This window comes from Streptomyces gilvus (assembly GCF_022513565.1).
GTDB lineage: Bacteria > Actinomycetota > Actinomycetes > Streptomycetales > Streptomycetaceae > Streptomyces > Streptomyces gilvus.
The window spans coordinates 21,411-36,804 of the sequence record NZ_JAKWBE010000049.1; the positions used below are offsets into that span (position 1 = coordinate 21,411).

The 15,394-nt window shown below is 70.1% G+C and carries 13 protein-coding genes; 4 read left to right on the forward strand and 9 right to left on the reverse strand.

Annotated features, from left to right (window positions below; genetic code table 11):
• Window positions 1-2 precede the first annotated feature (2 nt).
• A complete protein-coding gene (locus tag MKW14_RS39275) occupies window positions 3-1,028 on the reverse strand; it encodes an ATP-dependent 6-phosphofructokinase (protein ID WP_133044724.1) in 1,026 nt (341 codons plus the stop codon).
• Window positions 1,029-1,268: 240 nt separating this feature from the next.
• On the opposite strand from MKW14_RS39275, the gene pta reads away from it, so the two are divergent.
• From pta to pyk, 3 genes are all read left to right on the forward strand, one after another.
• Window positions 1,269-3,413: a phosphate acetyltransferase gene (pta, locus tag MKW14_RS39280; RefSeq protein WP_240871311.1), complete on the forward strand. Its 2,145-nt coding sequence runs from the start codon at window positions 1,269-1,271 to the stop codon at window positions 3,411-3,413.
• On the forward strand, window positions 3,410-4,615 hold the full coding sequence (locus tag MKW14_RS39285) for an acetate kinase (protein ID WP_240871312.1): 1,206 nt from the start codon (window positions 3,410-3,412) through the stop codon (window positions 4,613-4,615). Before pta ends, MKW14_RS39285 begins: the two co-directional genes overlap by 4 nt.
• Before the next feature lie 95 nt (window positions 4,616-4,710).
• Window positions 4,711-6,138 (forward strand): pyruvate kinase, encoded by a 1,428-nt coding sequence (gene pyk, locus MKW14_RS39290; protein WP_240871313.1) that lies wholly within the window; start codon window positions 4,711-4,713, stop codon window positions 6,136-6,138.
• 98 nt (window positions 6,139-6,236) lie between these two features.
• On the opposite strand, the gene MKW14_RS39295 is transcribed toward pyk, so the two are convergent.
• From MKW14_RS39295 to MKW14_RS39310, 4 genes are all read right to left on the reverse strand, one after another.
• Entirely contained in the window at window positions 6,237-7,568 is a 1,332-nt protein-coding gene (locus MKW14_RS39295; RefSeq protein WP_240871316.1) for a hypothetical protein, read from the reverse strand.
• A complete protein-coding gene (locus MKW14_RS39300) occupies window positions 7,558-8,118 on the reverse strand; it encodes a DUF6114 domain-containing protein (RefSeq protein WP_240871318.1) in 561 nt (186 codons plus the stop codon). Before MKW14_RS39300 ends, MKW14_RS39295 begins: the two co-directional genes overlap by 11 nt.
• 132 nt (window positions 8,119-8,250) lie before the next feature.
• Window positions 8,251-8,883, reverse strand: a complete 633-nt coding sequence (locus MKW14_RS39305) for a DUF6230 family protein (RefSeq protein WP_240871320.1) — start codon at window positions 8,881-8,883, stop codon at window positions 8,251-8,253.
• Between the two features lie 624 nt (window positions 8,884-9,507).
• On the reverse strand, window positions 9,508-10,488 hold the full coding sequence (locus MKW14_RS39310) for a tetratricopeptide repeat protein (protein ID WP_240871322.1): 981 nt from the start codon (window positions 10,486-10,488) through the stop codon (window positions 9,508-9,510).
• A 208-nt stretch (window positions 10,489-10,696) separates the two neighbouring features.
• On the opposite strand from MKW14_RS39310, the gene MKW14_RS39315 reads away from it, so the two are divergent.
• A complete protein-coding gene (locus MKW14_RS39315) occupies window positions 10,697-11,374 on the forward strand; it encodes a TetR/AcrR family transcriptional regulator (protein WP_240871324.1) in 678 nt (225 codons plus the stop codon).
• Here the strand turns inward: MKW14_RS39315 and MKW14_RS39320 are convergent.
• The 4 genes from MKW14_RS39320 to MKW14_RS39335 all read right to left on the reverse strand — a co-directional run bounded on the left by MKW14_RS39320 (window position 11,326) and on the right by MKW14_RS39335 (window position 15,212).
• On the reverse strand, window positions 11,326-12,300 hold the full coding sequence (locus MKW14_RS39320) for a trypsin-like serine peptidase (RefSeq protein WP_240871325.1): 975 nt from the start codon (window positions 12,298-12,300) through the stop codon (window positions 11,326-11,328). The genes MKW14_RS39315 and MKW14_RS39320 overlap by 49 nt on opposite strands.
• 176 nt (window positions 12,301-12,476) lie before the next feature.
• Window positions 12,477-14,177, reverse strand: coding sequence for a coenzyme B12-dependent isobutyryl-CoA mutase large subunit (gene icmA / locus MKW14_RS39325; protein ID WP_240871326.1), 1,701 nt, complete (start codon window positions 14,175-14,177; stop codon window positions 12,477-12,479).
• Window positions 14,178-14,311: 134 nt separating this feature from the next.
• Window positions 14,312-14,650, reverse strand: coding sequence for a DUF3817 domain-containing protein (locus MKW14_RS39330; protein ID WP_240871327.1), 339 nt, complete (start codon window positions 14,648-14,650; stop codon window positions 14,312-14,314).
• 52 nt (window positions 14,651-14,702) lie between these two features.
• Window positions 14,703-15,212, reverse strand: coding sequence for a MarR family winged helix-turn-helix transcriptional regulator (locus MKW14_RS39335; protein WP_240871328.1), 510 nt, complete (start codon window positions 15,210-15,212; stop codon window positions 14,703-14,705).
• Window positions 15,213-15,394: the final 182 nt, after the last annotated feature.

Here is a 15,394-nt window from a genome sequence, read left to right on the forward strand (position 1 = left end):
GTCTAGAAGACCGACTCCGCCTCGTCCATCCGGTCCTTGGGCACCGTCTTCAGCTCCGTGACCGCCTGGGCCAGCGGCACCATCACGATGTCGGTGCCCCTGAGCGCCGTCATCTTCCCGAACTCGCCCCGGTGCGCCGCCTCCATGGCGTGCCAGCCGAAGCGGGTGGCGAGCACCCGGTCGTAGGCGGTGGGGACGCCGCCGCGCTGGACGTGGCCGAGAATGACCGGCTTGGCCTCCTTGCCGAGGCGCCGCTCCAGCTCGTACGCCAGCGCGGTGCCGATGCCCTGGAAGCGCTCGTGGCCGTACTTGTCGATCTCGCCGTGGCCGTAGTCCATCGTGCCCTCGGCGGGGTGGGCGCCCTCGGCGACGCAGACCACCGCGAACTTCTTGCCGCGGGCGAAGCGCTCCTCGACCATCTTGACCAGGTCGGCGGGGTCGAAGGGGCGCTCGGGCAGGCAGATGCCGTGGGCGCCGGCCGCCATGCCGGACTCCAGGGCGATCCAGCCCGCGTGCCGGCCCATGACCTCGACCACCATCACCCGCTGGTGGGACTCGGCGGTGGTCTTCAGCCGGTCCATCGCCTCGGTGGCGACACCGACCGCGGTGTCGAAGCCGAAGGTGCGGTCCGTGGAGGAGATGTCGTTGTCGATGGTCTTCGGGACGCCCACCACCGGCAGTCCGGCGTCCGAGAGCATCCGCGCCGCCGTCAGCGTGCCCTCGCCGCCGATCGGGATGAGCGCGTCGATGCCGAACTCGTGAATCATGTCGGAGGCGTTCTCGCAGGCCTCGCGCAACCGGTCGCGCTCCAGCCGGGAGGAGCCGAGGATGGTGCCGCCGCGGGCCAGGATGCCGCTGACCGACTCGAGGTCGAGGGTGCGGTAGCGGCCGTCCAGCAGGCCCGAGTAACCGTCCTCGAAGCCGATCACCTCGTCGCCGTAGTGGTCGACCGCCCGGTGCACGACCGAGCGGATCACGGCGTTCAGGCCGGGGCAGTCGCCGCCTGCGGTGAGAACTCCGATGCGCATCGTGCTGTGTCTCCTGCTCGGTCTCGGTACCGGTGAGCAGATCCGATTGTTTCATGCTCCACAGGCGAGTCCGCTGTGTCCCTTATCACCCGTATGGCCGAGGTGCCCTGTGTGGTCGCCCCCCTGCCCTGACGGGCGTCTTATCCAGCGCCGAGGGTATTGTCAAGGGGGTTCCGCTCGCCCCTACGGGCGATGTCTGTACCGGTGCCAGACGAACGCCAGACGAAACGGAGAGCACGCGTGACGCGCAGCGTGTACGTGACCGGTATCGACCGCGGCGACGGCCGCCAGGTCGTCGAGCTGGGGGTCATGGAGCTGCTGACCCGCCAGGTCGACCGGGTGGGGGTGTTCCGACCCCTGGTCCACCACAGTCCCGACCGCCTCTTCGAACTGCTGCGCGCCCGCTACCGGCTCTCCCAGGACCCGGCCACGGTCTACGGCATGGACTACCACGAGGCCTCCGCCCTGCAGGCCGAGCGCGGGACCGACGAGCTGGTGTCCACGCTCGTGGACCGCTTCCACGTCGTCGCCCGGGACTACGACGTCGTCCTGGTCCTCGGCACCGACTTCGCCGACACCCAGCTGCCGGACGAGCTGTCCCTCAACGCCCGGCTCGCCAACGAGTTCGGCGCCTCGGTGATCCCGGTGGTGGGCGGCCGCAAGCAGCCCGCCGAGGCCGTGCTCGCCGAGACCCGCAACGCCTACCGCGCCTATGAGGGGCTCGGCTGCGACGTGCTGGCGATGGTGACCAACCGGGTCGCCCCCGAGGACCGGGACGAGATGACCCGGCAGCTCGACTCCCGGCTGCCGGTGCCCTGTTACGTCGTGCCGGACGAGCCCGCGCTCTCCGCGCCCACGGTCTGGCAGATCGGCCAGGCCCTCGGCGCCAGGGTGCTGCTCGGCGACGACTCGGGGCTCGCGCGGGACGCCCTCGACTTCGTCTTCGGCGGCGCGATGCTGCCCAAGCTGCTGGGCGCCCTGACCCCGGGCTGTCTGGTGGTCACCCCGGGCGACCGCGCGGACCTGGTCGTCGGCTCGCTCGCCGCGCACAGCGCGGGCACCCCGCCGATAGCCGGCCTGCTGCTCACCCTGGGCGAGGTCCCGGACCAGGACGTCCTGACCCTGGCCGCCCGTCTGGCGCCCGGCACGCCGGTGCTCTCGGTGCCCGGCATGAGCTTCCCCACCGCCGAGCAGCTCTTCTCCCTGGAGGGGAAGTTGAACGCGGCGACCCCGCGCAAGGCGGAGACCGCGCTCGGCCTGTTCGAGCGGTACGTCGACACCGCCGACCTCATCCGGCGGGTCTCCGCCCCGAGCAGCGACCGCCTCACCCCGATGATGTTCGAGCACAAGCTGCTGGAGCAGGCCCGCGCCGACCGGCGCCGGGTCGTGCTGCCGGAGGGCGCCGAGGAGCGCGTCCTGCACGCCGCCGAGGTGCTGCTGCGCCGGGGCGTGTGCGACCTGACCCTGCTCGGACCGGTCGACGCCATCCGCAAGAAGGCCGCCGACCTCGGCATCGACCTGGGCGACACCCAGTTGATCGACCCGGCCACCAGCGAGCTGCGCGACTCCTTCGCCGAGAAGTACGCCGCCTTCCGCGCCCACCGGGGGGTCACGGTGGAGCTGGCGTACGACGTGGTGAGCGACGTGAACTACTTCGGCACGCTGATGGTCCAGGAGGGCCTGGCGGACGGCATGGTCTCGGGCTCGGTGCACTCCACGGCCGCGACCATCCGGCCCGCCTTCGAGATCATTAGAACAAGGAGGGCCGCGCGAAGCGCGTCAGGCAGGGCGGTGGTGGGAGACGGGCGGGCCAAGCCGGACGCCGACATCGTCTCCTCGGTCTTCTTCATGTGCCTCGCCGACAAGGTCCTGGTCTACGGCGACTGCGCGGTCAACCCCGACCCGGACGCCGAGCAGCTAGCCGACATCGCCATCCAGTCGGCCGCGACGGCCGAGCAGTTCGGGGTGGAGCCGCGGATCGCGATGCTGTCGTACTCGACGGGCACGTCCGGTTCGGGCGCCGACGTCGACAAGGTGCGCGAGGCGACCGAGCTGGTGCGTGCCAGGCGCCCCGACCTCAAGATCGAGGGGCCGATCCAGTACGACGCGGCCGTGGAGCCCACCGTCGCGGCGACCAAGCTGCCGGGGTCCGACGTGGCCGGTCAGGCGACGGTGCTGATCTTCCCGGACCTCAACACGGGCAACAACACCTACAAGGCCGTGCAGCGCTCGGCCGGCGCGATCGCGGTCGGCCCGGTGCTGCAGGGCCTCAACAAGCCGGTGAACGACCTGTCCCGGGGCGCCCTGGTCTCGGACATCGTCAACACCGTCGCCATCACCGCCATCCAGGCACAGAACCCCGCAGAGAAGGCTCCCCTGAAGTGAGCGCCACCCGCGTCCTCGTCCTCAACTCCGGCTCCTCGTCGGTGAAGTACCAGCTGCTCGACATGCGCGACAGCAGCCGGCTGGCCGCGGGGCTCGTCGAGCGGATCGGCGAGGAGACCTCCAGGATCCGGCACACGCCGCTCGCGAGCGGCGGCGAGACCCGTGAGTCGGTCGGCCCGGTCGCCGACCACGAGGCCGCCCTGAAGGCCGTCGCGGAGGAGCTCTCCCGGGACGGACTCGGCCTGGACTCCCCCGAACTGGCCGCGATCGGGCACCGGGTGGTGCACGGCGGCAGGACGTTCACCGAGCCGACCGTGATCGACGACACCGTGCTCGCCGAGATCGAGCGGCTGATCCCTCTCGCCCCGCTGCACAACCCGGCCAACCTCACCGGCATCCGCACCGCCCGGGCCCTGCGCCCCGACCTGCCGCAGGTCGCCGTCTTCGACACCGCCTTCCACACCACGATGCCGGAGCCGGCCGCCCGCTACGCGCTCGACGTGGCGACGGCCGACGAGCACCGCATCCGGCGCTACGGCTTCCACGGCACCTCGCACGCCTACGTCTCCCGGGCCACGGCGAGGCTGCTCGGCAAGGCGCCCGAGGACGTCAACGTCATCGTGCTGCACCTCGGCAACGGCGCCTCCGCGTCCGCGGTGCGCGGCGGGCGGTGCGTGGACACCTCCATGGGCCTGACGCCTTTGGAGGGGCTCGTGATGGGTACGCGCTCCGGGGACGTCGACCCGGCCGTCATCTTCCATTTGGCGCGTGTTGGCGGAATGTCCATCGATGAAATCGACACTCTTCTCAACAAGAAGAGCGGGCTGATCGGCCTCTGCGGCGACAACGACATGCGGGAGATACGACGCCGGATCGACGCGGCCGACGAGGAGGCGAAGCTCGCCTTCGACATCTACATTCACCGCCTGAAGAAGTACATCGGCGCCTATTGCGCGGTACTCGGCCGCGTGGACGCGATCGCCTTCACAGCGGGAGTCGGGGAGAACGCGAGCGAGGTGCGGGAGGCTGCCGTCGCGGGCCTGGAGACCCTGGGCCTGGCGGTGGACGGCGCGCTCAACGCCGTACGGGGCGACGAGCCGCGACTGGTCTCGCCCGCGGACGCACGGGTGAAGGTCGCCGTGGTGCCCACCGACGAAGAACTGGAAATCGCTGCGCAGGCCTACGCGCTCGTAAAGAAGTGACCGAGCGGTAACCGGCAAATGAGCACTGCTCCGCCCATATGAATCTTCCGCCAGACGGAATATTCCGCGGCGAAACAAAACGATAGGATCGCCCCATGCGCCGTTCGAAAATCGTCTGTACTCTCGGCCCCGCGGTCGACTCCCACGAAATGCTGGTCTCGATGATCGAGGCCGGAATGAACGTGGCCCGGTTCAACTTCAGCCACGGCTCCCACGCCGAGCACCAGGGGCGGTACGACCGCGTCCGTGCCGCGTCCAAGGAGACCGGGCGTCCCATCGGCGTCCTCGCCGACCTGCAGGGCCCGAAGATCCGTCTGGAGACCTTCGCCGAGGGCCCGGTGGAGCTGGAGCGCGGTGACGAGTTCATCATCACCACCGAGGACGTCCCGGGCGACAAGACCATCTGCGGCACGACGTACAAGGGCCTGCCCGGTGACGTCGACCGCGGCGACCAGATCCTGATCAACGACGGCAACGTCGAGCTGAAGGTCCTGGACGTCGAGGGCCCGCGGGTGCGGACGATCGTCATCGAGGGCGGCGTCGTCTCCGACCACAAGGGCATCAACCTGCCCGGCGCCGCCGTGAACGTGCCGGCGCTCAGCGAGAAGGACGTCGAGGACCTCCGCTTCGCGCTGCGCATGGGCTGCGACATGGTCGCCCTGTCCTTCGTCCGCGACGCCAAGGACGTGGCCGACGTCCACCGGGTGATGGACGAGGAGGGCCGCCGGGTCCCCGTCATCGCCAAGGTGGAGAAGCCGCAGGCGGTGGACAACATGGAGGGCGTCGTGATGGCGTTCGACGCCGTCATGGTGGCCCGCGGTGACCTGGCCGTCGAGTACCCGCTCGAGAAGGTCCCCATGGTGCAGAAGCGGCTCATCGAGCTGTGCCGCCGCAACGCCAAGCCGGTGATCGTGGCGACCCAGATGATGGAGTCGATGATCACCAACTCCCGCCCCACGCGCGCCGAGGCGTCCGACGTGGCCAACGCGATCCTCGACGGCGCGGACGCGGTCATGCTGTCGGCGGAGTCCTCCGTGGGCGCCTATCCGGTCGAGACCGTGAAGACGATGTCGAAGATCGTCGCCGCGGCCGAGCAGGAGCTGCTCAGCAAGGGCCTGCAGCCGCTGGTGCCGGGCAAGAAGCCGCGCACCCAGGGTGGTTCGGTCGCCCGTGCCGCCTGCGAGATCGCCGACTTCCTCGGCGGCCGCGGCCTGGTGGCCTTCACCCAGTCCGGCGACACCGCCCGCCGGCTGTCCCGCTACCGCGCGCAGCAGCCCATCATCGCCTTCACCACCGACGAGAACACCCGCAACCAGCTGACCCTCAGCTGGGGCGTGGAGTCGCACGTGGTGCCGTTCGTCAACACCACCGACGAGATGGTCGACATGGTCGACGCGGAGATCGCCAAGATCAACCGCTTCAACCCGGGCGAGATCGTCATCATCACCGCCGGTTCGCCCCCCGGCGTCCCCGGCACCACCAACATGCTCCGCGTGCACCACATCGGCGGCACGAACAACTGACGCCGCCGAGAAGGCGGTTGTACGGCGCTGAGGGCGCCCCCTGGATCAGGGGGCGCCCTCAGCGCTTGCGCGGCTCCCGAACGGGCCTGTGGCGGCGCTCAGCCGGTTCCGTCGGTCGTGTACACGTGCATCCCGGGCACGTGCAGGGTGCCGCCGAACTGGCCGGCCTGGACGACCTTGACGTTGGTGAAGTAGATCAGCGGGATGTTCAGCGGCGGCGGGTTGTCGGGGCTGAACGTGATCGGGATCAGACCGAACAGGTTCCCGGAGATGGACTGCGTGTACATCGTGGTGTCGCCGTCGCGGATCGTGGACGTCGTGCCCTTGCCGGCCTGCACGTGGTAGGTCTTGTTCTGGCTCGTGTCCTTGACCGTCTGGTGCAGGTCACCGATGTCCGTGCCGCCCGAGATGACGTACTTCAGCACCTTCTTGACGGTGCCTCCGGCCGTCTTCACCTCGACGATGCCCTTGTAGTCGGCGCCCTTGAGCGTCAGCGAGCTGGCGTTGAGGTACCAGGGGTCGTTCGCCACCGGCACCGTGTTGTCGACACCGCTGGTGGCGTCGGTGGCGGCTTCGCAGTTCGCCGCGTCCGCGCTCGAACTCGCGCTCGGCGAGGGGCTGGCGGAGGACGTGGCCGCCTCGGCCGCCGCGGTGGCGCTGTCCGCCGCCTTGGACGCCGCGTCGGTCGTGTCCTTCACGGTGCCCTTGACCGTGTCGGTGACCTTCTTGGTGGTGTCCTTGACGGTGTCCGAGGCGCCGGCGCCCGAGGACGAGTCCTTGGTGTCACTCGCCGAGGACGACGCGGAGGGGGACGGCGTCGGGCTCGCGCTCGACGTCGAACTGCCGCTGCCACCCGTGAAGATGCTGCCGAGCGTGTCGCCGATGGTCTCCAGCAGGCCGCCACCGCTGCTGCTGCTCGCCGACGCCGAGGGGGTGGGCGTCGACGCGGTGTCACCGGAGGAGGACTTGCTCTGCGAGGCGGACGGGGTCGGCGTGGCCTTGTCGTCGGAACCTGAATCCGACGAAGAGGTCTTGCCGGAGTCCGCGGTCGACGAGCCCTTCGACGTGTCCGCCGAGGACGAGGCGGACGGCGAGGGCGTCGCCGTGTCGGCGGAGTCGCTCGAACTCGCCGAGGCGGAGGGCGACGGCGAGGCAGAGGAGCCGTCCAGGGCGGCGACACAGTCCTTGTAGTCGTCGGCCTTCTGGCTGTTCGACGTCGCGGTGGAGCCACCGCTGTCGGCGAGCGCCAGTGAGGACGTGAACCCCATTCCCATGATGACCGCCGTCGGCATGGCCGCCATGGCTATCGCCTTGCCGGCGGGCATGTGGAACCTGGTGAACAGCGGCTTCCTGGGGGCCGCGTGGCGCGGCCCGGTTCTCACACGGGACTCGTCCACATCAGTCCCGTGGGTCACCTCGTCAGCCGGCACTGTGCCTCCCGTTCGCCCCGTTGGCCGGGCTCGTTCCTGACAGATCGTTCGGCTCACCGACCACGGGCTTGAGGATCGTGGTGTCGGAGTCCAGGGCCTGCGGGGCGTCGCCCGCTCCCGTGGTGTCCTCCTGCACCGGCTGCTCCTCCGGCGGCACGCCCGGCGCCCACGACACGGCCATGGCCCCGCCGACCAGCGCGAGCAGGAAGCCCATCAGGAAGCCGCCGAGGTTGGACACCGGGATGGAGACCAGGCCCAGCAGGATCGCCGCGACGCCCGCGAAGACCCGTACGTGCTTCTGGAACCAGAGGCTGAATCCCAGCACGACGAGCAGCACGCCGATGATCAGGGAGCCGGCCCCGCCCGTGGTGGCCATCGCCAACGTCAGATGACCGACCTGGAGATGCGCGTACGGGAAGTACATGATCGGCAAACCGGCGAGCAGGACGAAGAGCCCCGCCCAGAACGGCCGCGTGCCCCGCCAGGCGCGGAACTGCGCCCTCCGGCGACTGAACTGGCCGGCGGGTACGGCAGGAGTCTCGGCGCTCATGGAAAACAGCTCCCTGGTGCGGCTTTGCTGTGGTGATGGTGCTGTGGTGATGAGTTGTGCTGAGTGTGAAGAAGTCGGTGGAAGGTGGACGGGCGGGGGCGCCGTTCGGCTCCCCCGCCCGTCAACGAGTGCTCAGTAGCACTCGTGGGTGCCCGTCTGGACCGACATCTTCAGCCCGCTGAGCTTGAAGGTTCCGGCGGTGGTCGCCCACGCCGTCTGCTTCACGTTGCTCAGTGAGGCGTGCTCGGCCTGCTGCGCGAATCCGTACGGGTTCGCGGTGTCACCGCTCTTGATGCCGGGACCCTTGCTGGCGTCCTTGGCGGCCACACCGATGTCGATGTTCGTGAACGTCGCGTCGGCGGACAGATCACTGAGGTCGATGTAAAGCTTGCTGGCCTGGACCGGAGTACCGCCCCCGCCCGCCTTCAGGACCAGGCTGACGTTGCCGATGATCGGGATGTTGGGGGTGACGACCGACTGGCACAGGTTGGTGATGCTCGCCGAGTTGAACGCCGAGACCGCGACCGGGTGGGCCGTCTTCTGCCCGTCGAGGGTGTACCCCGAGTCGATCGCTCCGTACTGCGAGAACCCGTCACCTTCGAGCTGGTCGGCCGTGACCTTGAACTCCTGGCCCGACACACTGAACGACGCGGCGAGAGCGCCCTGCGCGAGGGCGACACCTATCGCGGCCGTTGCGGCGACGCTGGGCACCATGACCACAGCGAACCGCTTCCATCTGGTCCCGCCACGCACCTGGGACTCCATATTTCCTCCTTCTCGGACGTACATCTCCTGGTCCCGGCGGCCCCCAGTCGGCGGCTCGTCCGGGCAGGGATGGGAGAAGTGCTACGTCCTCGGGAAGGGGAGCGCCCGTACTCGGAGGCGCGAACCGCGCACCGATCACCGGCGATCACCCCCGAGCGACAACCACTGGTCGCGCCTGACACGCATCACGCACAACCTTGCTGGACAGGCTTCGCCGAGTGGACGAAGACCCCCCTGCCCAAGAGCCGACGCACCCTGGCGCCGTCTCTGCTCGGTGGGGACCCAGGAACTCCCGCGTCCCGACCGGCTGTCGGGGTACGGGAATGGACCGAGCGTCGCCGATCGTGGTGCATTCTCGCCGCCCGCACAAGGGGCTTCGTTACTGGGTAGTAACGGCCGGATAACCGAAGCACGACCCAGAGGTCTCGGGTGGCGACGGAGGGTGCTGCAGGGGGGCGGTACAAAACTATTGATCGTTGGACAGAATCCGACAGATCAACGCCCGTAACTTACTCGTAGTAACAGCGGCCGCGATTACCAAGATTTGGTAAAGCGCGGCCGCACTGACGTTCCGTCGGCAAATCTTTCACTCCGGCATCACATGCCGTGGTGTTTAGCGACTGGTCAGAACAGCGCCCGCGCGAGCGCCCTCCGGGCCGTCGCCACACGCGGATCATCCGCCCCTACGACCTCGAACAGCTCCAGCAGTCGCAGACGCACCGTGTCCCGGTCGTCACCCGCCGTGCGCCGGACGGTGTCGATGAGCCGCCCGAAGGCGTCCTCCACATGACCGCCGACCAGGTCCAGGTCCGCCGCGGCGATCTGCGCGTGGACGTCGGCCGGCTTCTCGGCCGCGTCCCTGCGCGCCTGTTGCGGGTCGAGACCCTGCACCCGCTGGAGCAACTCGGCCTGCGCGAGCCCCAGTTTGGCCTCCGGGTTGCCGGGGTCGTCGCTCAGCACGTTCTTGTAGGCCTGGATGGCGCCGCCCAAGTCCCCCGAGTCCAGGGCGCGTACGGCGGCCTCGAGCAGGGCGTCGTACGGCCCCACCGGCACCGCCTCGGCGCTCACGGGGGCGCCGCCCGGCTCGGCGTCGGGGTCGACCGTCAGGCCCGTGAGGCCGAAGCGCTGCTCGGCGACCTGCACCAGCTGGTCCAGGGTCTGCCGGATCTGCGCCTCGCCCGCGGCCCCCTGGAAGAGCGGCAGCGCCTGGCTGGCGACGACCGCGAACACCGCGGGGATCCCCTGGATGCCGAACTGCTGCATCAGCATCTGGTTGGCGTCGACGTCGATCTTGGCGAGCAGGAAGCGCCCGTCGTACTCGACCGCCAGCCGCTCCAGGACGGGGCTCAACTGCTTGCAGGGCTCGCACCACTCGGCCCAGAAGTCGATGACGACGGGCACCTCGGTGGACCGCTGCAGGACGTCGCGCTCGAAGGAGGCCTCGTCGACGTCGATCACCAGATCGGCCGGAGAGACGGCTCCGGTGCCGCCGCCCTGCCGGGCGGCCTCGGCGCGCGCCTGCTCCGCCTTGGCCTTGGCCTCCTGGGCCGCCTTCACCGCGGCGAGGTCGACGACTCCGCTCATGGACATGTTCCGTGGCTGCATGCGTCTATCCTCCCCCGTCCGCGCGTGTGAATGAAAAGCGCCGTGAAAGCCGGTCGAACTCGCGTGTGGTCGGCGCCGGGTCCCCACCCCGCGCCACGCCCGTGGTTTCGCTACGAGTCGTAGCGTAATGGCACCGGGTGCCTCCCGGGTACCACCCCTCGGTGATCTCCCTCACGGCATCACAAGAACCGCCGGTTATGGTCGGGGCATGCAGAGCCGCACCCCCACCCCCCGCGCCTCGGGACGCCCGCGCAGCGCCGAGGCGGACGCCGCGATCCTCGCGGCCACCCGGGAGGCGCTGGTGGAGCTGGGCTGGTCCAAGCTCACCCTGGGAGACGTCGCGACCCGGGCCGGGGTCGCGAAGACGACCCTCTACCGCCGCTGGGCGGGCAAGAACGAACTGGTCGTCGACGCGGTCGCCGAGCTCTTCGACGAGCTGCGCCTGCCCGACCGCGGCAGCCTCGCCGCCGACATCGAGGGCGTGGTGCTGCAGTTCGCGGCGATCCTGGACCGCCCCGAGGCCAAGAGCGGCCTGATGGCGGCGATCGCGGAGTCCACTCGGGACGACGCCCTGCGCGAGCGCATCCGGGACTCCATCGTCGACCGGCAGAAGTGCCTGGTCCTGGAGGGCCGCGCCCGCGCCCAGCGACGCGGCGAACTGGCCCCGGAGCCGGATCCGACGGAGTCGGCCCGCACGGCCGACCTGATCTTCGACGTGGTGGCGGGCGCGGTGGTCCACCGCACCCTGGTCAGCGGCCGTCCGGCGGACGCGGAGTGGGTACGCGCCTTCACCGCCCTGCTCCTGGGCGGTCTCGGAGCGGACGCCGGGGGCCGGCCTCAGGACGACGGGCCGGCCGGCGGGGCTCCGCTCACCGCGTCGTCGTAGAGGGCCCGGACCTTGTCGCCGAAGTAGGCGCTGTAGGAGATCTCGGGGGTGTTGCCGCCGGTGTGGTAGCCGCCGACGATGCCGACCACCGCCCAGCCGCCCGACCACGGCACCAGCATCGGCCCGCCGCTGGTGCCGTCCACGAACGCCTTGCAGGCGATGCGCAGATAGCTGCCCGGGTCGGCGGGGTCGTCGCTGTCCCAGCGGGTGGTCCAGCTCCAGCACTCCAGCGGCTTCTCGGCGCCCCCCGGGTAACCGATCATCCGCACCGGGGCGTGCCGGTATCCGGTGCCGGTCAACAGCCGCACCGCGCCGCCGGTCGCGTCCTCCAGGGACAGGCCGTTCTGGTTGGGCTCGGTGACGGCGAAGCCGACGTCGTACTCCGCGCCCGCGTCCTCGCCCAGGTCGTAGTACTGCTGGGGGACGTAGACGCCGTTGGCGCGGACCGGGAAGACACCGAACGGCTTCAGCCCGTCGTGGTACTGCGGCACGAAGGCGAGGTTGCGGCGCTGGGAGCTGCCCGAATAGCTGCGCAGACAGTGGCCCGCGCTGAGCACCAGGTCGTGTCCGGGGCTGTGCACCACCGAGCCGCTGCAGGTGCGGCCGGTGCCGGTGGGGTCGGTCCAGAAGAAGGTGCCGGCCTGGGGTATGCCGTCGAAGCTGCGGCTGGCCGGGACGTACTCGCCGGGCCGGGAGCCGTCCACCTTGGCGGAGACGGTCTGCGCGTCGTCGTCGGCGGTGTCGCTGGGCAGCGCGGCCACCAGCCGCTCCGCGGTCCAGTAGGCGTCGAGCCGCTCGGCCACCGGGTTCGGCGAGGGCGGCCCCGCGTGGGCGGAGGCGAGCGGGGCGAACCACGCGCAGGGCAGCAGGGCCGCCGCGATCGCGAGGGCACCCTTGACGGCCCTTGGTCTGAACAGCCTACGCACCGTCAGGTCCCCTAGCGGTCGGCACAGTCGACGGTGCTGATGTTATGCGTGGGGTTGACGGCGGAGAAGAAGGCGAATCGATTCACCCCGCCTGGGCGGGGCTCCTGCGGGGCACTTGAAACGTGGCGGCCAGGAGTGGGCGGCCCAGGAATGAGCGGCCGCAAACGCGGTGGGGCTCAGAACCCGGCGGGTTCCGTGTACACGCCCCACTCGTCCCGCAGCGTCCCGCAGATCTCGCCCAGCGTCGCCTCGGCGCGTACGGCGTCCAGCATCGGCCCGATCATGTTGGCGCCCGAACGGGCCGCGGTGAGCATGCCGTCGAGCGCGGACCGTACGGCGGTCTCGTCCCGCGCCGTCCTCCGCTCGCGCAGCACGCGGACCTGCTCCCGCTCCACCTCGTGGCTGACCCGCAGGATCTCCAGGTCACCGGTGACCGACCCGGTGTGGACGTTGACGCCCACGACCCTCTTCTCCCCCTTCTCCAGGGCCTGTTGGTAGCGGAACGCGGACTCGGCGATCTCGCCGGTGAACCAGCCGTCCTCGATCCCGCGCAGGATGCCGGAGGTGACGGGCCCGATGGGGTGCCGCCCGTCGGGGTGGGCCTTCAGACCCCGCTCCTTGATCCGCTCGAAGACCTTCTCGGCGTCGGCCTCGATCCGGTCGGTCAGCTGCTCGACGTACCACGAACCCCCCAGCGGATCCGCCACGTTGGCGACCCCGGTCTCCTCCATCAGCACCTGCTGGGTCCTGAGCGCGATCTCCGCGGCCCGCTCGCTGGGCAGCGCGAGGGTCTCGTCGAGGGCGTTGGTGTGCAGCGAGTTGGTGCCGCCGAGCACCGCGGCGAGCGCCTCGACGGCCGTACGGACCACGTTGTTGTACGGCTGCTGCGCGGTGAGCGAGACACCGGCGGTCTGGGTGTGGAAGCGCAGCCACTGGGCCTTCTCGGACCGGGCCCCGTACACGTCCCGCATCCACCGCGCCCAGATCCTGCGCGCCGCGCGGAACTTGGCGATCTCCTCGAAGAAGTCGACGTGCGCGTCGAAGAAGAAGGACAGCCCCGGCGCGAACACGTCCACGTCCAGCCCTCGGCTGAGCCCCAGCTCCACGTATCCGAAACCGTCGGCGAGGGTGTAGGCGAGCTCCTGCGCGGCCGTCGCGCCCGCCTCGCGGATGTGGTAGCCGGAGACGGACAGCGGCTTGTAGTCGGGGATGCCGGCCGCGCAGTACTCCATCAGGTCGCCGATGAGCCGCAGATGGGGCTCGGGCTGGAAGAGCCACTCCTTCTGGGCGATGTACTCCTTGAAGATGTCGGTCTGGAGCGTGCCGTTGAGCACCGCCGGGTCCACGCCCTGCCGCTCGGCGGCGACGAGGTACATGCAGAAGACGGGGACGGCCGGCCCGCTGATCGTCATGGACGTCGTCACGTCGCCCAGCGGGATGCCGTCGAACAGCACCTCCATGTCGGCTGCGGAGTCGATCGCGACGCCGCAGTGCCCCACCTCGCCCAGCGAGCGGGGGTCGTCGGAGTCCCTGCCCATGAGGGTCGGCATGTCGAAGGCGACGGACAGGCCGCCGCCTCCGTGGCCGAGGATCATCTTGTAGCGCTCGTTGGTCTGCTCGGCGTTGCCGAACCCGGCGAACTGCCGGACGGTCCACGTCCGGCCCCGGTAGCCGGTCGAGTACAGCCCGCGGGTGAAGGGGAACTCACCCGGCCACCCGATCCGCTCGAACCCCTCGTACACGTCCCCGGGCCGGGGTCCGTACACCGGCTCCACGGGATCCCCGGAGAGCGTGCCGAAATCGGCGTCCCGCTTCCGCGCGGCGTCGTACCGGGCCTGCCACCGTCGGCGGCCCTCTTCGATCGCGTCAGCGTCCATACCCTCGAATTTACTAGGACGTCCTAGTAAATGTCGACGGGAGACCGCCGTACGGGTGGCGTACGGCGGTGAGAGCGGTGGCGGAGGGCCGTGGTGGAGGGCTGCGGTTGAGGGCGGTGCTGGAGGGCGGTGGGTCAGACCTTGGCGACCGCGGGGGTGCCGTCCGTGACCTTGGACTCCAGCTCGTGGGTGACCTTGCGCTCGACGAAGAAGGCCGCCGTGGGGACCGTGCCCGCGAGCAGCACCCACAGCTGCTTGCCGACCGGCCACTTCGCCTTGGAGCCCAGGTCGAAGGCGAAGACCAGGTAGACGACGTAGAGCCAGCCATGGGCGATGCCGATGACGGTGGTGAACTTGTCGGCGCCGTCCACGTGAAGCCCGTACTTGGCGATCACGCCCAGGGTCAGCAGGACGAGCAGCACACCGGTGACGTAGGCCATGACGCGGTAGCGGGTCAGCACGCTCTTCTTCATGACGTCGAGCGTAACCGCCCGTTCCGGGAGATCTTGGGCCGGGTCGGTCCTCTCAGTCCTCGTCGAAATCGTTCGCCGCCACCCGCAGGGGGCGGAGCATCGCGAAGATCTCGGCGCACTCCTCCGCGTCGTAGACGCCGAGGCCGAAGTCCATGGCCATCAGGTCGCGGGTGGCGGCCTCGACGACCTCGCGGCCCTTGTCGGTGATGGAGGCGAGGGTGCCGCGGCCGTCGTTCGGGTTGGGGCGCTTGGCGACCAGGCCGGACCTGACCAGGCGGTCGACCGTGTTCGTCACGGAGGTGGGGTGCACCTGGAGCCGCTCGCCGATCTTCGACATGGTCAGCTCGCCCTCCTTGGAGAAGGTGAGCAGCACCAGCGCCTCGTACCGCGCGAACGTCAGTCCGTACGGCTTGACCACCGCGTCCACCTCGGCGAGCAGGATCTGGTGCGCGCGCATGATCGAGGTGATGGCCGCCATCGACGGCACGTTGCCCCAGCGCTGCTTCCACAGTTCGTCGGCGCGAGCGATGGGATCGAAGGGGAGACTGAGCGGCTTCGGCACGCCACTGACCTTACCGGCCGGTCACATGGTGGTCAGCCCCGTCTCGCCTATCGGTCTGGTGGTGGGGGCGGTTGAGGTTCGATGCCTGCGGCGCCCGTGCGGGCCAGGTGGGGGCGGGTGCAGCGCCTTCGGTTGGGTGGTGGGTCGGGGCCGGGGCGGGGGGGGGGCGGCCCCCCGGGGGG